Consider the following 17,559-nt stretch of genomic DNA (forward strand, 5'->3'; position numbering starts at 1 on the left):
TTAGGCAACATCCCAAATCAAACTTCCCAAATTCTTTCTTCACTTTTCATTTTCAATTTTCAATTTTCAATTTGACAAGATGAATCTATTCGACGTATATAGTTTATGGGAGATTGAACCGATACGGGCACAGGGTTGTCATGTATGGGATAATGAAGGAACGAAGTATCTCGACCTTTACGGCGGACATGCAGTGATCTCCATCGGACACTCCCATCCCCATTATGTAAAAGCGGTGCAGGACCAGGTGGAGAAGATCGGCTTCTACTCCAACTCGGTACAGAACTCTTTACAGCAGGAACTGGCCAATAAACTGGGAGAGCAGTCCGGTTATCCCGACTATTCGCTTTTTCTATGTAATTCCGGTGCCGAAGCCAATGAAAATGCGTTAAAACTGGCATCGTTCCATACCGGAAAAAAACGCGTGATTGCGTTCCACGGGGCATTCCACGGACGCACCTCCGGTGCGGTCGCTGTTACGGAGAATCCGGCCATTCAAGCTCCTTTCAACACAGGGCATGAGGTCACCTTTGTGCCACTCAATGATATAGAAGCAGTGAAAGCTGAAATCCTGAAAGGTGATGTAGCGGCAGTTATTATCGAAGGTATCCTCGGTGTTGCCGGTATTTTTACTCCGGAAACTTTATTCTTGCAACAACTGGCACTTCTCTGTAGGCAAAACGACGTAATATTGATCCTCGACGAGATACAATCGGGTTACGGTCGCAGTGGACAATTCTTTGCTCATCAATCAGCCGGCATACGACCCGACTTAATTACGATGGCCAAAGGGATGGGTAACGGCTTTCCGATCGGAGGTTTACTCATCTCATCCAAATTCGAAGCAAAAAAGGGAATACTCGGAACCACTTTCGGAGGCAATCATTTGGCTTGTGCAGCTGCCATTGCGGTTCTCGATGTATTGAAAGCAGAGTCGCTGGTGGAAAATGCAGCGGATATGGGTAATTATCTGAAACAGGAGCTATCGGAAATAAATGGTATCACGGAGATCCGTGGACGGGGATTGATGCTCGGTATCGAATTCCTTCCGGAATTTGGTGCCGTTCGCAACCGGCTTCTTTTTGAAAGCCATATTTTTACCGGCGGGGCAAAGAACAACGTGATGCGTCTGTTACCTCCACTTTCGATATCAAAAGCAGAAATCGATATTTTTATTACTGAACTAAAAGATAAATTGATATGAGAAACTTCACATCCGTGCATGACATCGGAGACCTGAAAAGTGCACTTGCAAAGGCAAAACACGTCAAAGAGAACCCTTTTGCAGACCAGGAACTGGGTAAAAATAAAACCTTGTTGATGATCTTTTTCAATTCAAGCCTGCGTACCCGCCTGAGCACCCAGAAAGCGGCATTGAACCTCGGCATGAACGTAATTGTACTCGATATCAATCAAGGCGCCTGGAAGTTAGAGACCGAAAAAGGAGTCATTATGGATGGAGATAAACCGGAACATATCCTGGAAGCGATCCCCGTGATGGGCTCTTACTGCGATGTGATCGGGGTACGCTCTTTTGCCCAGTTCGAAAACAAGGCTTCTGATTATAATGAAGTCATACTGAATCAGTTTATACAATATTCGGGTAAACCGGTCTTCAGTATGGAGGCAGCTACACGTCATCCATTGCAAAGTTTTGCCGACCTGATCACTATTGAAGAATATAAAAAAACAGAGAAGCCGAAAGTGGTACTCACCTGGGCACCCCATCCACGCGCGTTACCCCAGGCGGTTCCCAACTCATTTGCCGAGTGGATGAACGCTGCCGGCTATGAATTCGTGATCACCCATCCCGAAGGATATGAACTCGACAACAAGTTTGTCGGTAAGGCCGTAGTGGAATACGATAAAGAGAAAGCTTACAAAGGAGCCGACTTTATTTATGCCAAAAACTGGGCGGCATACCAGGATCCGAACTATGGAAAAATTTTAAGTACCGACCGTGCATGGACTGTAGACACCGAAAAAATGGCCCTGACTAATAACGCTTATTTTATGCATTGTCTGCCGGTACGCCGTAACATGATCGTCAGCGACGAGGTGATCGAAAGCCCACAATCGATTGTGATCCCAGAAGCGGCTAACCGTGTGGTTTCAGCACAAGTGATACTGAAAGAGATATTGCTGGGACTGTAAAAGGTGGAAAGGTGGGAAGGTCAGCATATCCGTAAGTCACTAATCAACCTTCTTCAATCCTATCCAATCTGAATCAATCTATATAAATTATGACAGAGAGCAAAAAAGCAGCCCTTTCAATTGTAAAGATCGGGGGAAATATAGTAGATAATCCGGAAGCACTGGAACTCTTCCTGAATGACTTTCATCAACTCGAAGGGCATAAACTCTTGGTACACGGCGGGGGGGTGATGGCATCCAAGATGGCAGAACAACTTGGGATCGAGACCAAAATGATACATGGCCGCCGCATCACCGACGAAGAAACCCTGAAATTGGTTACCATGGTATATGCAGGATGGGGAAACAAAAATATAGTGGCATTACTACAAAAAACAGGATGTAATGCCATCGGGCTCTCAGGTGCCGATGCCAACACCATTCCGGCAATACGTCGCTCTCCTGTACCGATCGATTTTGGTTTTGCCGGCGATCCTGATCCGGATAAAACCAACACGGATTTTATCTCTCAACTGATAGAGAGTAGCATCACTCCAGTGTTTTGCGCCATCACGCACGACGGTAACGGTTCATTACTGAACACAAACGCCGATACCATCGCCTATACATTAGCAACAGCACTTTCAGAAAAGTATCTTGTTACGATCTATTATTGCTTCGAGAAAGAAGGAGTAATGATGGATGTGAACGATCCGGCCAGTATGATTCCGATGATGACCAGGGAAGAGTATGAAACATACAAACAAAAGGGTATTATCGTCGACGGTATGATCCCAAAACTGGACAATTCTTTCAGGGCAATAGAGAATGGCGTATCGAAAGTGGTGGTTTTACATGCGAAAAACTTATTATCCGGAAAAGGGACGGTGTTAGGCTGATGTGATGATTTAACGATGTGATAATGTGAAGATTTATTGATGTGATAAAACTTAGAACTCGAAACTTAGAAATGGGAAGTAGAGTCTACCTTTTTTCACTTTTAGTTTTTAATTTACAAAAAGCCTTGGCTACAAACTCACAGAAAGTGCCAATTTGCAACTAGTAATTTCTTATGGATACTTTTACACAAAACGCGGTTGAACTGTTAAGGAAACTGGTTTCTATCCAATCATTTTCCGGAGAGGAGCATCTGCGGAGCAATTTTCTGACGGAATATTTCAATGAAAAAGGGATTTCCACAGAGCGTATCGGCAATAACCTGATTGTCCGTCAAACCCATCACGACGTATCGAAACCCACGCTGATGATGAACTCGCATCTCGATACTGTTCAACCGAACGCCGGATATACATTCGATCCGTTCACCCCACCCCACTCCGATTCACATGTTTACGGACTGGGGAGTAATGATGCGGGAGCTAGTGTGGTTACTCTGCTGCAGACATTCTTATATTTCTACGAAAAGGAACTACCTGTTAATCTCTTACTGGCTTTGTCCGCGGAAGAGGAAAACTCCGGTCCGAATGGAATGACGTTGCTTTGGCAGAAACTCTCGGGCGAAGTGGATATGGCTATTATCGGGGAACCAACCGGTATGAGAGCAGCCATAGCTGAAAGAGGATTGCTGGTGATCGACGGGGAAGCGAAGGGGGTGAGCGGTCATGCAGCCCGTAACGAGGGAGTAAACGCACTCTATATTGCACTGGACGATATTGCCGTCCTAAGATCGATGAAGTTCGACAAAATATCACCCACGATGGGAGAGGTAAAACTAACCGTCACGCAGATCAATGCCGGCACACAACACAATGTGGTTCCGGACCGGTGCAGTTTTGTGGTGGATATTCGACCCACAGAAATGTACACCAACAGCGAGATCATGGAGATACTGCAACCGAAAGTGAAAAGCGAACTGAAAGCACGCTCGCTTACCAATCGGAGCTCAGCCACACCAACTGATCACCTGTTAATGCAATGCGTACAACAACTCGGTATTGAAAGCTATACCTCCCCGACCACATCGGACTGGATGAGGGTCACCTGCCCTGCCCTGAAAATGGGGCCTGGAGAATCAGCACGTTCCCACCGCCCCGATGAGTTCGTGTTGATAGATGAACTGAAACAGGGTATCGAAGGATATATCCGTTTTATAAAGAATTTAATGAAGTAACAAAACATAAAAAAGATATGGCAAAAATATGGGATAAAGGCTTTGATGCCAATCAGAGAGTGGAAGATTTTACCGTAGGAAACGACCGTGAACTCGACCTGCGTTTGGCAAAATATGATATCCTGGGCTCGATGGCGCATATCAAAATGCTGGTGAAAATCGGCCTTCTGGAAGCAGAAGAGGAGAAGGTACTACGAACCGAACTGCAAAATATCCTGGCAGAGGTGGCACAGGGAAATTTCAGGCTCGACAACGATGCCGAAGACATCCACTCGCAGGTAGAAGCGATGCTGACCGGGAGGCTGGGAGAAATGGGCAAAAAGATCCATTCAGGCCGTTCCCGTAACGACCAGGTATTGGTCGATATCAAGCTTTATCTCAGAGAGGAAATCCTGCAGATCAAGGAGGAGGTAATTCAACTGTTCAATTTGTTGCAGTCACTCAGCGAACAACATAAAGAGGTATTGCTGCCCGGTTACACGCACGGACAGATTGCGATGCCCTCTTCTTTCGGGTTGTGGTTCGGTGCCTATGCCGAATCGTTGGCAGACGACATGCATACGCTTGCGGCAGCATGGCAGGTAGCCGATCAGAATCCATTGGGATCGGCCGCCGGTTATGGCAGTTCTTTCCCATTGGATCGGGAGATGACCACCCGCGAACTGGGATTCGCAACTATGAGCTACAACGTTGTTGCTGCCCAGATGGGACGTGGCAAGACTGAACGGATCCTGGCCCAAAGCATGTCGAATATTGCTTCCACACTCAACAAGCTGGCCGCAGATAACTGTATGTATCTTTCGGGAAACTATGGATTTATTTCCTATCCCGACGAGCTGACCACGGGATCGAGTATTATGCCACACAAAAAGAATCCCGACGTGTGGGAACTGATCCGGGGTCACAGTAACCGACTGCAGAGCCTGCCCAATGAAATTGCATTGATGACCACCAATATGCCGCACGGCTATCATCGTGACTACCAGTTGCTGAAGGAAGTACTCTTCCCGGCGTTAGAAACCCTTCACAGGCTTTTACAGATGACATGTTTCATGCTGGAAAATATTTCGGTTAACAAAGACATTCTCTCCGACCCACGATATGAATACCTCTTTACCGTAGAAGAGGTGAACAACCGTGTATTACAGGGTATTCCGTTCAGAGAAGCTTATCAGCAGGTAGGTAAAGAAGTACAGGCCGGTTCTTTCCGTGCCCCGAAAGAAATACACCATACCCACGCCGGCAGTGTCGGCAATCTCTGTACGGAAGAGATCAGAAAGAAGATGGAGAAAGCTTCAGAGCCTATCAGGTAACAAAATGTATGGTCTTTATATACTCGGTCTGTGATGACGTGAATATAAATATTACCCCACGACAAAACAGAACGGATGTCCCACGGGGTCAAGCATAACTGTCCACTCGTCGCTATATTGGATCGCTGCTTTCGTTGCGCCGCATGAAATTGCGTGTTTCACAGCACGTTCCATATCTTCCCTACTTTGTACCGTAAAGTCGATGTGTAACATCTGTTGCTGCGCACCAGCCTTTTCCGGCCAAACAGGCGGAACGTAGTCGGGGTTGGTTTGAAAGGCGATCTTAACACCACCCGACGGAGAACGGATGTCCAGAAAATCTCCTTCTTCTATAAAATCCTTTTCCCATCCAAGCATCCGGATATAAAAATCAGACAAAGCCTGAATATCGGGGCAATCAAGTACGATTGACTTTAATTTGATTACAGGTATGTTATTCATATACTGCTCCTTTCCTCATTATAAATCTTTTATTAGTATATTTTTTGATATGAGATAGATTTAATCATCAAAACAATTCTGACTTTTTCATCTTCCTGAAGTTCATTTTTTTATTTTTGTCTGATATGCGGAAATTTGTCTTTTACCAAATTCAGTTCAATTCCAAACTCTAAATAAGCTTTCAGTCCGTCCAATACAGTTGTAAAACCACCTGTATTGTTCTTGATTGCTTCAATTAAATCATCACCTTTTTGGCTAAAACCATAATTCCTGATTATCACATAGGTCGTTTCTTCTGTCAATGCTGTAAACTCAAAATCAACCGTTGTGGCAGGATTGTCCCATTCAATTGTTACTTTTTGATTGGGTATAATTTCTTTTACTTTTATGTTGTCAGATACACCATACATTTCCCATTGCCAAGTAATTGTTTTACCTGTTTCAAGTTGTCCACTCGATTTGGTAAACCAAAATTTGGTGGTTATTGCCGGGTCAATGAATGCCTGAAAAACTGTCGAAACGGGTTTTCTTATCATCATCTGACATTCTACTGTTGGAATTTTTATTTCTGCCATTTTCTTTTCCTTGGAATTTTATCTTTTGTCTTTGTTGTCGGATGTCGTCTGTTACAATGGTCACTAACAGTTCGTGCTGTTGGGCACAGTTGTTTTTATCTTTGGACTCTCAAATATTTCCATTTAATCATTTGGCTAATAAATACCAGGAATACTCCTGCAATCATAAATGGAAGCCATATGCTAATTATCGCATCTGCTCTAGCTACATTAGCAATCATATAAATTAAAGCTGAAATCAAAATTACTACACCCAAGTATAGTACTGATTGGCTCGCAATTGAAACATAACGAGTACTTTTTAATGCTCGTTTTCTGTCTTTTGTCAGAAATCCTTTCTGTATCATAGTCTTGTTGTTTATTATTCAATAAGTTGTAAATATATTGAATATTTTTTTGTTACTCCGTAATACTTTCTTGTATCATTATCTCTATATGACATTCGTAAACAGGGAATTTATCACATGCGTAAAAGACTTTATTTTTATCCGTTAGTCGCCTGTCCAATCTTCGATAACAATTCGATTCCATCAGACTATTTCATAATTCTTCTCGTTTACGGGAAAAGTTTCTTGCATTTTTCAATTCTTGCACAAGTTCGTCTGTTCAAAGGTAGTAAAAATTTTAAGTAGTATTTCCGTCCGTCTATCGCCAATATGATATTATCAGGACTTTGTTTTCATACGTTCAGTTTACCATAACTATTGTTATATATTTTCCCTTTTTTGGGATGAGTAAATTTTAATCCTGACCATATTTCGTTAATACTTAAGCAGGTGCTTTCAACAAGGCCAAAATCATAGCCCAGTTTTATTACTATTTTCAGGTTCAAGTCAGTTCCTAATTTCCCGGCTTTGGGCCAGGATACCCGCATCATTCCGTCCGGTTTCGGGTGATTCTTTAGTTTGGGAAAGTGCTCGGCAAACTCTGACTGCGTTTTTACAAACAGATGTATGTAATCAAATTCTTCTTCAATTGTGGTCGGAATGTCAAGCAAAGGCAGTTCAATATTGTCCATAGCTTTTGAGTCAGCATTTACGAAAAATGCTCTGTCATTTTGACTAATGCCCATTTTTCGAGCTATTGTCCTTCTGGATGGTGTATCTTTAGTCATTTGGCGGTTCGCTATTTCTCTATTAGTGTATTAATCTATTATTTTTTCCGTTTGTAATGCAGTTGCGTTAACCCCGTGTCGTAGGTTTTTACACTTACAAGTTCAAGTTGTTGTTCGGGTCTTCCGTCTTTGAAAAGTCGTATCCCGTTACCAACCAATACAGGGATAATTGAAATAACAAACTCGTCTATCAAGTCATTTTTCAAAAGTTCATTTATTATTTCCGCTCCACCGTCACAATAAATATTCTTTCCGTTTTCTGCTTTTAGTTGTTGGACTAATTCAGTTAGGTTTTTTGTATAGAATATTGTTCTTCCCACATTCGGCCTTTCTGTTCTTGTAATAACATACACATTTCTTTCTCCGTTATCATAGTAAGAAGGGCCAATTTCTTTAAGAACCCAATCGTAAGTTCTTCTGCCAAGAATTATGGTGTCAATAGTTTTGGTAAATTCGTTATAACCATAATCTTCATCCTCTTTTTCTACTACTTTCAAAAAACTAAGGTCGTCATTGGGCTTGGCAATGTATCCGTCCAGACTTGTCGCTATGTATATCGTTAATGTTCGCATTGTTCTTTTATTATTACTTAGTCCTCAATTGCTTCAATACCTTGCTCTGCAAGCTTTGCTAACCCTTCTTTCATTGCTTTTACTTGTTCCGGCGAATGTCCTTGCCATTTGGTTTATTCTCGCTTTTATTTTTATCCATTAGTCGTTTTTCCAAGATTGTTCCATTAAGTCAAATCCTAATTGCCACCCCTTTTCACTCTCGGAAGCTGTTCCTTCAGGTAATTCTTTCAGTTCAGTGTCAATACCTTCTCCTTCCTGAATGAAAATCATTTTTGAACCACCTTTTCCGTTTGAGTAAATTTCTATTGAAATAGTATCCACGATTGGTGAGAAATCCGGCATTGCACAAGTGTATTTGAGTTTGCCGGGGTGCTCTATTTCCATATACTCTCCTGTCATTCTGTAGATTACCCCACCTTCTTCTCTGGTTATAGTATAATGTCCGCCAACCCGTAAGTCTATATCAAATTGAGTGTCTTGTGTCCACCAAACTCTCATTTCCCGGGGATTGGTAAATGCTCCGAAAACTTTTTCAGGAACTACGTTAAACTCTCTTTCTATTTTAAGTTTTTTCATTTTTCCCTTGTGTTGAATTTTCTTTTATTTGTGCTATTACGAAAAAAATAATGAAAAATAAATAAACAAGGTTGCCATGTGCTGTTTCATTGTTTTTTCCTTTTTAAAATGAGTGAACTCACCAATGCAACTATTAATCCGATGGGCAATACTTCCGAATAGGTAATCAAAATCACGAAAAGCGGATTTTTATACATTTCCCTGAAGTTTGCCATTTCTGCGGTTTTGGACTGCAAATCAGCCTCCGAACAGTTGTCCAAAACATAGGAAGTATATACGTCAATAAAGTCGGGAACAAACAAGTAATAATAAAACAACCAAACGACAACATACATTGTAGAGCCTAACAATGCAATTAAAACTCCTGTTTTAAAAGCTTTTCCAAAGGAAATAAATCCGTCAAGGTATTTGTTCCGGTAATTCCTGATACCAAAGAAAATGAGCGAGAAAAGCACCACCATGGCAGCATAGCCGAGAACATCATTACCCTTGAAATCGGGGTTACTGTACATCATATTTACCATTACGATCATATTGGCACATAAGATTGTCCCGATGATCAGACCAAAAATCAATACTATTTTTCTCATCTGTTTAATTTTTAAAATTCGCTGCAAAACTAAAATCAAAAAATGAGATTGGGGTCATACTTTAGTTTCAAAATTTGATTTTCAATGAGTTTCATACTAAAGCATGAGTCTTATTACTCTATTATTTTCAGTCTTTTAGCCTTATCTATTGCCTGTGTTCTGCTTTTCACGTCCATTTTTAAATAGAGGTTGGAAACGTGAGTTTTTATCGTACTCAATGAGAGAAATAAACTTTCTGCAATGTCCGTATTGCTGTATCCCTTTGACAAAAGCTGCAGTACTTCATATTCACGACTGCTTAAATTGAGTTTCTTCAATTCGGTTTCGTTGATTGTAAACTCTTCGGGTTGAGCTACAAATACTTCTTTCTCTACAATTACGGTTTGCACTTTGGGTTTTACAAGCTGTGTTGCTACCCAAATCCCCAATACTGTAAAAAAGACTGCAACAAGACCGATATAGATATCTATAGCGTTGTCAACGATTAAGAATTTCCATTGCAACCATTTCAGAACAAAAATCAAAATCGCTAATACCAATCCGTATAAAATGATATGTCTAAAGTCTCTTAAGAGTGTCATTGTTTATTTTGGGTTATGCTGTTAAGTTTGTTTGCCGCTACCGTCCAATTTACGCAATATACAACATTCGTAAATACGAGATCTATTTTGCGTACACCAATCTTTGCGACATTCTTTTCTAAACGCAAATATATATGCATCAGGTAAATTATCCAAAATACTCATTTCTATTCTTTTGCATTTATGCGTATTTTGTTGTTTTTGGGGGGCTTATAATAGCTCGCCAATCTGCCTATTACCAATAGGACATTAGCTGATTTTCCATCCACCGCCTTTTTGGATGTAATTTTGAATACACTTGTTTCTAACGGGTTCGGGGTTTATGTTTAGAGTATAAAGTTTAATACTGGTAATTAGCTTTTATATTAATATTATACTTTCTATGTTCCGTCATAAAGTCTTTTGTAATCAAACTGCTAAAAGCAGGATTATCTACTTCAGAGAGGTCTATATTAACAAAACAAAGCATTTCTTCATTACCCGCGTAAGCCAAGACCTTTCCATCAGGACTCACAATCTGACTTTTACCACAATATGATTCAAACTCTCCATCAAACTTTTCGGTACCAATTCGATTACAACTAACATAAAAACATTGGTTTTCCAATGCCCGTATAGGAATAATTGTGGGAGTAACTTCTCCGCCAAAACATGCGGAATGGCAAATGATACTCACTCCTTGCAACTTTAAATCAGAACTTAGAGGTGCAAACCATACATCAAAACAAATTGTCAGGCCGACCTCTCTTCCTCCACAATTACACGAGATAATACTATTTCCTGATACAAAAGCTCGTTTCTCATAATCCGGTAAATGAATTTTTCGGTAAGAACCTATTAATCCCTCAGGACCAACGATAATTGAAGTGTTGTAAAGCTTACCTTCACTTAACTCAGGTATTGTTCCTGTTATATATCCGCCGCTTTTCTTTGCCATATTTGTTAAACAACAAACAGTGTGGCTTTCATCTAAGTTTTCGGCAAAAGGAATTAATTCTTCTACTGATTCAAAAGCGTATCCACTTGTAAATAATTCAGGAAGAACCAATAAATCAAATTTTGAATCTTTGATTTTTGAGTCTATATAAGATAAATTTGCCTCTCTATCTCTCCAAAAAACATCATATTGAAAAAAACCGATCTTCATAAATCTAATTTCTCACTTATTCAACACAAATATAGCTGTATCGGATAAACTGTCCAAAATGCTTATCGCCATTCTTTTACATTTACGGATGTTTTGAACGGTAAGACATTGTTGGATTGCCGGGAAATTTTTTGTCAGTCAAGTCAGGGTCGTCCTCGATTGTTCCTGTTGGTTCTACTAAATAAACTCTTTCCCGTCCTTCACCCAATACAAGTTCAGCACCCCAAACAGCAGCGTCCAAAGTTGCTGCCAGATAGATATATTTCGCTTTATTATTTCGTCCATAGTTTGAGCTAATACCTGTTTCTATCAAGTCGCCATTTTTCAGGTCAACTTTTGTCCCGTGAAAGTAAGTCTGAGAAAAAGGACTTTGAGCAGGAAATTTCCATTACCAATAGTTTGGATTATATGTATTGGATTTTAACTCGTTGCCAAAATACACCTATGTCCATAGTGAAGTTATAAACATCGGTGCTTTTTCATCTCCGATTTCAAACCCCATATTTTTATAAAATGGCGTTTCTTTCTCATACGCAATTAACACGATCCGGAGATAATCCTTGTATTTGTCCTTGACATAGTTTACTAAACTTTTTCCAATTCCTTTCCCTTGAAATTCAGGGTTTATCAATAAATAATGCACGTAGGCTGTCATAATTCCGTCATCTAACACATTAATAAGTCCTACTAATCTTTCTCCATCCCAAGCTGTGAAAACAGAAGAAGAGTTTTCCATTGCAATTACCAACTTATCGGGATAATTGCCCGAGGACCAATTCACCGAAAGAAATAAGTCTTTTAATTCATTTTCCGAGAAGTTTTTAGTTGTTTTGTATTGAATTTCTTTCATATTTATAAACCTGTTTTGTTGAGTTTTCGTATCCCGCTTGTCTATAACGGTGTATTATTTATGAATTCTAATGTTCCTTTCCTTAATATAGCCTTTTGGCAAAACAAAGGCTTTTTTCCATACCTTTATATTGTCCGTAATTGGGAACTTGAATGTAATTGTTCCTTTTATAGAGTCCTATAGCTTCAGGTAGCATAGTCCCTGTTTCCAAAATGCTTTTTTTATATCCTAACTCTTTTGCCCAGGTTTCTAGTTCTATCAATATTTTAGTTCCAACTCCTTTTTTCCGTGTATTTTTGGATACGAACATCCTTTTTATTTCGATTGTATCGTGGTCATATTTTCGTATCGCACCACAACCGATAGCTTTTTTATCAATATATACAACAATTACGTGTTTTATGGATTCAAGCTTATTGTATTGTTTGCATTCAGAATGAACTTTTTCGTCTCCACATGTCAAATGATCTTCCAATTCAGAAACTAACTTACGAAAATCTTCATTTTCAGAATTTGTCCGTTCAACTTCAATTGTCATATCTTGTTCTGTATTAAATTTCTCAAATAAAATTCCCCTTTAATTTACGCACCTATAACATATTGATAAATAAAGAATTAGTTACGAACCTTTAATTACATTAATTCATTCTTTTATTGCATTTATCAATACAAACGGAATACTTAATCTAAGTTTTCCCAATAATTTGGCTTGTTGATTCAATTTTTCTTCAATAATATCAAAAATCTTTTCGACTGACTCCATTGGTAAAAGTTTTCTCCATGAACCCATAAATGCAATTCGGATAAAATAATGATTCAACATAGCTGTTCCATCTGAAAACAAATAATCAAATTGATCGTATTCCAAATCTTTTATTCTGAAACCATTTTCCTGTAATTTATATGTTATTGTTTTAACATCGGGACGTTTTTGAGAAATATGCTGATTGACAGACTCTATTTCTTTTTGTAATCCGAGTTCAGTAAGCGTTTCTTTCAACATATCATAGAACTCAAACATACTTGTATCTAAATTCATTGTTTGAACGAATTGACCTCTTTTCTTTATGATTCTGGCACATTCACGAAACACTTGATCTATGTCTCTAACATTATTCGTGCCATTATTGCTTGTTATCAAGTCTATAGAGTTGTTTTTTAGTGGTATTGACTCTGCTGCTCCGTCAATAAGTGTGACATTATCGATGCCATAAATCTCCAATTTTTTCTTTGTCCGCACAGCAGCTTCTTTCCAAGGATCTATTCCGTAAACGATAGAACTATTTCCCAGTCGCATCGCTATTTCTGTAAGTGGAAAGCCAGTTCCAAAACCAATATCAATAGCCGAAATAGTATGTTTATAATCAATGTAGTCAAGTAATTTTAATCCGAATGGGGCAGACCAAATAGGTAATTCGTCCCCGACATCAGCATATTTAGTCAAATCGTAATCGTCCTCTGTATATTTTTTCATCGTTGGTATCGTTTCTCATTCTCCTTTTAATTATAATTTTTTGGCAAATGCAATTATGTGCCCATCCAAATCAGCAAAATAGCTAACCTTATCACCCCAATCTCTGTCTTCAATCGGACTGATAAGTTTTGCTCCGCTGTTAATCGCATTGTCAGACTCGAGTTCTATGTCTTCCACATACAAATAAAGTTCACATCTTGGTATGCCGTTTCCCTGATCCGGATGTGGTGTTCTGCCCGAAAGAATTTTTGCAATTCCTTTGTTTGGCATCAATCCTAATTTACAGTTTTCGGCAAGTCGGAATTCTGTCATTCCCGAAACATTCAAATCAGGGTGCCGTCGGAATATTTTTGTATAAAAATCCGCGCTTGCTTGCTGGTCGTTCACATAAAGAACGGTTTCTATAAGTTGAATGTGTTTCATTTTTATTCGTTCAGTCTCTCTTCAATATCCATACTTTGATGAAGTATTCTGATTATTTCCACTATTTTATCCGACTCCCTGTATCTGTAAAATATCAAATGAGATTTTACTTTGGAACATCTGTAGTTTTTTCGAACATGATTGAAATCTCTTCCCGATAACGGATTCTTTGCAATATACTCAATTTCGTCAAAAATCAGATTATAATACCTGTCAGCCTGTTCCACACACCAGGTTTCAACCGTATAAAGCCAGATGTTTTCAATATCTTCAAATGCTTTCCCGCTTATCTCAAATTTCATCGTGTAGATACTTGGAATGAAGATGAGAGAGTGCTTCTTCTCTGTCAAAATTTGAAATTATTCCCGATTTCTCTCCTGCTTTCAACTCGTTTACAAGAATTTTAGCCTTGTTTTCCTGCTGTTCAAACAAACGTAAAGCGGTTCTTACCACTTCACTTGCCGATGCATATTTTCCCGATTTGACTTGTTCGTTTATAAAGTTCTCAAAATATTCTCCGAGTAATATAGATGTGTTTTTAGCCATAATTATTTTTCCTTATTAACCTCTACAAAAATACCAATTTATGGTATTATCGCAAAATTTAATCTGTTTTTTATTGAATATTATGGTCTTCTATTTAATTGAATATATGTTTTTCATAATCTTTCCACCATTTATCAATATCAATTTTTGGTCTTCTGCAAATGTAAAGAGGGATTCCGTTCTCTTCTTCAATTGCATATTTGTGGGTTATTATTTTCACCAATTCAACTTCTTCAAAAACATATTCTACCGATGGTTTCTCATTTCCTACACTAATCCATACATCTGCATTCTTATTGCCGTATCCCCAAATCCAAAAACTTCCGTGCCTGCTAATCGGGTTAGGAAGGCCATATCTTTTCCCTAATATTTTAAGCGCTCCTGCTTCTCCATAATTTTCCGCCCATAAAACACAATTATCTTTTTCTTTAGAACTTAAAGATTGATAAACACTATCTACCAGTTTTACCTGTTCTTCCCAACCAAACATATCGGCATAATCTCCTGTCAGTTCTATTCGTCCATTTCTCTCTTCTAAACCTTTATATTCGACATATTTTTCAATGGGAAGGATTGGAATGGCCTCCGGAATAAAATAGATGGACGGCAAGAGAACGATTACGGCAACTACATATACCAGAGATGGTTTTCCCGAAAGCAAAGATTCTATTTTTACAGCACCACCGGCAAAAAGGACAGGATAAATGGCAAATATGTAATAGGCTTTTGAATGAAGGAGCCACATCGTAAAGAAGATAACTAAAGCTGCAATACCTATGGTCCTGTATTTTTTTAAGTTCTTGTCGATCAGGAAGGCACTTATACCCAAAAGGCTTATGACTAAAGTGAAAGGATATTTCAATTGTTCCAGGCCAAATTCCATCGGGTTGATTCCGTCCAATTGCTTGTCGTTTAACGCCTGTAAATGCTTTAACAGAGGGAAGTCGTAATAAATCTGCCAAATAATATTGGGCAAGAAAATCAGCAATGAAACCAATGCCGAAATATAAAACCATTTATTTTTAAATATCTGACCCTTTTGATGGAAAATCAAACTAACGAATATCCCAAAAGCCCAAACCAATATGGTGTATTTGGTCATTAATCCTAATCCTAAAGTTATACCCAAAAGAACCAGGTATTTTTTGTTTTGTGTGTTTATAAATTTTATGATAAAGTAAAATCCTAATGTCCAGAATAATTGGTCAAACGCCACCGGTTGAAATAAAGTGTGATTCCGATAAAACGGAAGAAAAGCAAGAATGCAGATTCCGGACAGTAATACCGCCCTGGATTTTCCACCAAGCTCTTTCGCAATCAAACAACATAGGATCAATATTCCAACACCTGCCAACGTGGGAAAAAGTCTGACTCCCAAAAGTGAATAATCAAAAAGCCAATAAGATATTTTTGCGATTACACCAATGAATGGTGGGAATTCCATAAAACCCCAATCTAAATGCTCACTGACCGATAAATGCAACAACTCATCACGATGAAAACCATAATTCTGATTTCCAAACCAATGAATCATGAATTTGATAGTAGACAAAATTAGAATTATTGGCAAGTATTTTCTCATTGTTTGATCTCAAAATTCTGAGTAACGGCAAATTTAGCAATTTTTCCCATTTACTTTTCCAACTTTTTCTTGACATTTTCGTCCAACCAATTAGTTCCGTCTTGATTGTTTTTTAGTTGATGAACAACGTTGTCTATTAGTTTTTTGATATATCAAATGTGAATTATTACGAAAGAGTTTTCCTATTCTTTTGAAGCAGTATTATATACATCAATACAACAAAAGCGGCATAAACATACTGGGTACGGGATACACCTACTCCATACGGGAACCAAATTCCTGGAATATACAATGCAGATACTTCTTTTGAAAATATACCTATTGATACCAGCAAGGTTGCCAATAATGTTATCCAATCTCTCAATCCATGTTTTAGGATTGTTAGATAAATTATAAATAGCATTAACATGATGAATAATAAGCGTGTATAGTCAACAATGGTTAGAAAAAGAGCATGATTCATTGATTCCGAAATCCATGAAAGTCCCAATAATTGGGAAACCAAATAACTCAAGGTAAGTATTAAAATAATTTTCGGTATCCATTTTGGCTTTTCCAAGCCATACCATTCCCACCAGGCCATAAGCCAACTCCCGAGGATCAATGGCATTAGAATAACGGTTGTCACGATGTCAAATTGATGAGCGCTCTCTATTTGAAACCAATAGTAAACAGCCTGATTAAGACGTACCAGGGCTAACAAAACTAAGGCAATAATAAACCATTTGCAGGAATGGGTCAGCCTTTTCTTTCTATGCAATAGGAACATTGTTATTGCCAGGAGAATAAAAATCAGGGGTAACACAACTTCTACAATATAGCCTTTGATACTTTGTTGCCATTGAAGTTTATAGATTGATTCAATTTTACTTTTCTCTCCGATCATAGGAGCCACATGAATACCTCCCAAATCAGGAAGTTGTCCTAACGTGGCTGCACTCATCCATACCCTGAAAGCAATCGTTATATTATTTTCTTTTCCTGTACTCTCCGGTAGTAGGAACATACGAGGCTGAATGCTGTATGCTGTGGGAGGTGTGTCAAAGAAATCACCTGCACTGGCCAACAATTCTCCATTAATATATATTTGATACGCATCATCTACAGCGGAAGGTGCAAGCAAAAATAATTTTTTTTTATCAAGATTTTCAATCGAAACCTTCATGCGATACCAGGCGTATCCTGAATAATTGGGGTGTCCTTTGCCAGTCCAACCTGGCACATATCCCGAAATTCCTACATCACCATCCCGTGCTCCCGGAGGTGCGGTAAAATCAACTATTTCCCATTCTGAATCATTAAAATCGGGGACAGCCCATTGTTGATTATCACCTGTCCTAAATTTCCAGGGACCGTTTAATGTTATATATGTATCACCGTTGTCGAATATTATTCCATTGGTTGCTGAAAACTTAAAATATATGAAGGTGAGTATCATCAAAAGTATTGAGATGATCAGCATTATATATATGGTAGCTGAAATCTTGTCTTTTGTTTTAAAGCTCATATCA

At 38.8% G+C, this 17,559-nt stretch carries 21 protein-coding genes and 1 pseudogene; 5 read left to right on the plus strand and 17 right to left on the minus strand.

What is annotated here, in order from left to right; all coding sequences use genetic code 11:
- The first annotated feature begins 79 nt into the window (after positions 1–79).
- The 5 genes from F597_RS0105425 (at position 80) to argH (ending at position 5,577) form a co-directional block, all read left to right on the plus strand.
- On the plus strand, positions 80–1,204 hold the full coding sequence (locus F597_RS0105425) for an aspartate aminotransferase family protein (RefSeq protein ID WP_019538706.1): 1,125 nt from the start codon (positions 80–82) through the stop codon (positions 1,202–1,204).
- Positions 1,201–2,154 carry an N-acetylornithine carbamoyltransferase gene (locus F597_RS0105430; protein WP_019538707.1) on the plus strand — a complete coding sequence of 318 codons (954 nt, stop codon included), beginning with the start codon at positions 1,201–1,203 and terminating at the stop codon, positions 2,152–2,154. Before F597_RS0105425 ends, F597_RS0105430 begins: the two co-directional genes overlap by 4 nt.
- 89 nt (positions 2,155–2,243) lie before the next feature.
- Entirely contained in the window at positions 2,244–3,032 is a 789-nt protein-coding gene (argB, locus tag F597_RS0105435) for an acetylglutamate kinase (RefSeq protein WP_019538708.1), read from the plus strand.
- A 173-nt stretch (positions 3,033–3,205) separates the two neighbouring features.
- Positions 3,206–4,264, plus strand: coding sequence for a M20/M25/M40 family metallo-hydrolase (locus tag F597_RS0105440; RefSeq protein ID WP_019538709.1), 1,059 nt, complete (start codon positions 3,206–3,208; stop codon positions 4,262–4,264).
- 17 nt (positions 4,265–4,281) lie between these two features.
- The gene (argH, locus tag F597_RS0105445) at positions 4,282–5,577 is read left to right on the plus strand and encodes an argininosuccinate lyase (protein ID WP_019538710.1); all 1,296 of its coding nucleotides are present in this window, start codon (positions 4,282–4,284) and stop codon (positions 5,575–5,577) included.
- A 51-nt stretch (positions 5,578–5,628) separates the two neighbouring features.
- Here the strand turns inward: argH and F597_RS0105450 are convergent, their stop codons facing one another.
- From F597_RS0105450 to F597_RS0105540, 17 genes and pseudogenes are all read right to left on the minus strand, one after another.
- On the minus strand, positions 5,629–6,018 hold the full coding sequence (locus tag F597_RS0105450; RefSeq protein ID WP_019538711.1) for a VOC family protein: 390 nt from the start codon (positions 6,016–6,018) through the stop codon (positions 5,629–5,631).
- A gap of 110 nt (positions 6,019–6,128) precedes the next feature.
- A complete protein-coding gene (locus F597_RS0105455; protein ID WP_044060057.1) occupies positions 6,129–6,593 on the minus strand; it encodes an SRPBCC family protein in 465 nt (154 codons plus the stop codon).
- A gap of 679 nt (positions 6,594–7,272) precedes the next feature.
- Positions 7,273–7,707: a hypothetical protein gene (locus tag F597_RS0105465; protein WP_157278969.1), complete on the minus strand. Its 435-nt coding sequence runs from the start codon at positions 7,705–7,707 to the stop codon at positions 7,273–7,275.
- 38 nt (positions 7,708–7,745) lie between these two features.
- Entirely contained in the window at positions 7,746–8,279 is a 534-nt protein-coding gene (locus tag F597_RS0105470) for a dihydrofolate reductase family protein (RefSeq protein ID WP_019538715.1), read from the minus strand.
- 138 nt (positions 8,280–8,417) lie between these two features.
- On the minus strand, positions 8,418–8,855 hold the full coding sequence (locus F597_RS20210; protein ID WP_019538716.1) for an SRPBCC family protein: 438 nt from the start codon (positions 8,853–8,855) through the stop codon (positions 8,418–8,420).
- Positions 8,856–8,941: 86 nt separating this feature from the next.
- Positions 8,942–9,445 carry a DUF4199 domain-containing protein gene (locus F597_RS0105480; protein ID WP_019538717.1) on the minus strand — a complete coding sequence of 168 codons (504 nt, stop codon included), beginning with the start codon at positions 9,443–9,445 and terminating at the stop codon, positions 8,942–8,944.
- A 113-nt stretch (positions 9,446–9,558) separates the two neighbouring features.
- Positions 9,559–10,026 carry a helix-turn-helix transcriptional regulator gene (locus F597_RS0105485; RefSeq protein WP_019538718.1) on the minus strand — a complete coding sequence of 156 codons (468 nt, stop codon included), beginning with the start codon at positions 10,024–10,026 and terminating at the stop codon, positions 9,559–9,561.
- A 340-nt stretch (positions 10,027–10,366) separates the two neighbouring features.
- Positions 10,367–11,173, minus strand: a complete 807-nt coding sequence (locus F597_RS0105495; protein ID WP_019538720.1) for a carbon-nitrogen hydrolase family protein — start codon at positions 11,171–11,173, stop codon at positions 10,367–10,369.
- Positions 11,174–11,258: 85 nt separating this feature from the next.
- Positions 11,259–11,537 (minus strand): annotated as a pseudogene (gene arr, locus F597_RS20215) (NAD(+)--rifampin ADP-ribosyltransferase); the annotation flags it as partial.
- Positions 11,538–11,615: 78 nt separating this feature from the next.
- A complete protein-coding gene (locus F597_RS0105505; RefSeq protein WP_019538722.1) occupies positions 11,616–12,023 on the minus strand; it encodes a GNAT family N-acetyltransferase in 408 nt (135 codons plus the stop codon).
- Positions 12,024–12,105: 82 nt separating this feature from the next.
- The gene (locus tag F597_RS0105510) at positions 12,106–12,561 is read right to left on the minus strand and encodes a GNAT family N-acetyltransferase (protein WP_019538723.1); all 456 of its coding nucleotides are present in this window, start codon (positions 12,559–12,561) and stop codon (positions 12,106–12,108) included.
- Positions 12,562–12,666: 105 nt separating this feature from the next.
- Complete coding sequence (locus F597_RS0105515; protein ID WP_019538724.1) at positions 12,667–13,497, minus strand: class I SAM-dependent methyltransferase; 831 nt, start codon at positions 13,495–13,497, stop codon at positions 12,667–12,669.
- Between the two features lie 30 nt (positions 13,498–13,527).
- A complete protein-coding gene (locus tag F597_RS0105520; RefSeq protein WP_019538725.1) occupies positions 13,528–13,920 on the minus strand; it encodes a VOC family protein in 393 nt (130 codons plus the stop codon).
- 2 nt (positions 13,921–13,922) lie between these two features.
- Positions 13,923–14,222, minus strand: coding sequence for a type II toxin-antitoxin system RelE/ParE family toxin (locus F597_RS0105525; protein ID WP_019538726.1), 300 nt, complete (start codon positions 14,220–14,222; stop codon positions 13,923–13,925).
- A complete protein-coding gene (locus F597_RS0105530) occupies positions 14,212–14,466 on the minus strand; it encodes a type II toxin-antitoxin system ParD family antitoxin (RefSeq protein WP_019538727.1) in 255 nt (84 codons plus the stop codon). The genes F597_RS0105525 and F597_RS0105530 overlap by 11 nt, the downstream gene beginning before the upstream one ends.
- A gap of 94 nt (positions 14,467–14,560) precedes the next feature.
- Positions 14,561–16,048: an ArnT family glycosyltransferase gene (locus F597_RS0105535; protein ID WP_026327160.1), complete on the minus strand. Its 1,488-nt coding sequence runs from the start codon at positions 16,046–16,048 to the stop codon at positions 14,561–14,563.
- 166 nt (positions 16,049–16,214) lie between these two features.
- Entirely contained in the window at positions 16,215–17,555 is a 1,341-nt protein-coding gene (locus tag F597_RS0105540; RefSeq protein WP_019538729.1) for a hypothetical protein, read from the minus strand.
- Between the last annotated feature and the right edge of the window lie 4 nt (positions 17,556–17,559).

The organism is Proteiniphilum acetatigenes DSM 18083, assembly GCF_000380985.1.
Lineage (GTDB): Bacteria > Bacteroidota > Bacteroidia > Bacteroidales > Dysgonomonadaceae > Proteiniphilum > Proteiniphilum acetatigenes.

What these genes read in the sequence shown, in the direction of transcription:
- F597_RS0105425 (WP_019538706.1), top strand. Translation starts at nt 80, where the DNA reads ATGAATCTATTCGACGTATATAGTTTATGGGAGATTGAACCGATACGG.
- F597_RS0105430 (WP_019538707.1), top strand. Translation starts at nt 1,201, where the DNA reads ATGAGAAACTTCACATCCGTGCATGACATCGGAGACCTGAAAAGTGCA.
- argB (WP_019538708.1), top strand. Translation starts at nt 2,244, where the DNA reads ATGACAGAGAGCAAAAAAGCAGCCCTTTCAATTGTAAAGATCGGGGGA.
- F597_RS0105440 (WP_019538709.1), top strand. Translation starts at nt 3,206, where the DNA reads ATGGATACTTTTACACAAAACGCGGTTGAACTGTTAAGGAAACTGGTT.
- argH (WP_019538710.1), top strand. Translation starts at nt 4,282, where the DNA reads ATGGCAAAAATATGGGATAAAGGCTTTGATGCCAATCAGAGAGTGGAA.
- F597_RS0105450 (WP_019538711.1), bottom strand. Translation starts at nt 6,018, where the DNA reads ATGAATAACATACCTGTAATCAAATTAAAGTCAATCGTACTTGATTGC.
- F597_RS0105455 (WP_044060057.1), bottom strand. Translation starts at nt 6,593, where the DNA reads ATGGCAGAAATAAAAATTCCAACAGTAGAATGTCAGATGATGATAAGA.
- F597_RS0105465 (WP_157278969.1), bottom strand. Translation starts at nt 7,707, where the DNA reads ATGACTAAAGATACACCATCCAGAAGGACAATAGCTCGAAAAATGGGC.
- F597_RS0105470 (WP_019538715.1), bottom strand. Translation starts at nt 8,279, where the DNA reads ATGCGAACATTAACGATATACATAGCGACAAGTCTGGACGGATACATT.
- F597_RS20210 (WP_019538716.1), bottom strand. Translation starts at nt 8,855, where the DNA reads ATGAAAAAACTTAAAATAGAAAGAGAGTTTAACGTAGTTCCTGAAAAA.
- F597_RS0105480 (WP_019538717.1), bottom strand. Translation starts at nt 9,445, where the DNA reads ATGAGAAAAATAGTATTGATTTTTGGTCTGATCATCGGGACAATCTTA.
- F597_RS0105485 (WP_019538718.1), bottom strand. Translation starts at nt 10,026, where the DNA reads ATGACACTCTTAAGAGACTTTAGACATATCATTTTATACGGATTGGTA.
- F597_RS0105495 (WP_019538720.1), bottom strand. Translation starts at nt 11,173, where the DNA reads ATGAAGATCGGTTTTTTTCAATATGATGTTTTTTGGAGAGATAGAGAG.
- F597_RS0105505 (WP_019538722.1), bottom strand. Translation starts at nt 12,023, where the DNA reads ATGAAAGAAATTCAATACAAAACAACTAAAAACTTCTCGGAAAATGAA.
- F597_RS0105510 (WP_019538723.1), bottom strand. Translation starts at nt 12,561, where the DNA reads ATGACAATTGAAGTTGAACGGACAAATTCTGAAAATGAAGATTTTCGT.
- F597_RS0105515 (WP_019538724.1), bottom strand. Translation starts at nt 13,497, where the DNA reads ATGAAAAAATATACAGAGGACGATTACGATTTGACTAAATATGCTGAT.
- F597_RS0105520 (WP_019538725.1), bottom strand. Translation starts at nt 13,920, where the DNA reads ATGAAACACATTCAACTTATAGAAACCGTTCTTTATGTGAACGACCAG.
- F597_RS0105525 (WP_019538726.1), bottom strand. Translation starts at nt 14,222, where the DNA reads ATGAAATTTGAGATAAGCGGGAAAGCATTTGAAGATATTGAAAACATC.
- F597_RS0105530 (WP_019538727.1), bottom strand. Translation starts at nt 14,466, where the DNA reads ATGGCTAAAAACACATCTATATTACTCGGAGAATATTTTGAGAACTTT.
- F597_RS0105535 (WP_026327160.1), bottom strand. Translation starts at nt 16,048, where the DNA reads ATGAGAAAATACTTGCCAATAATTCTAATTTTGTCTACTATCAAATTC.
- F597_RS0105540 (WP_019538729.1), bottom strand. Translation starts at nt 17,555, where the DNA reads ATGAGCTTTAAAACAAAAGACAAGATTTCAGCTACCATATATATAATG.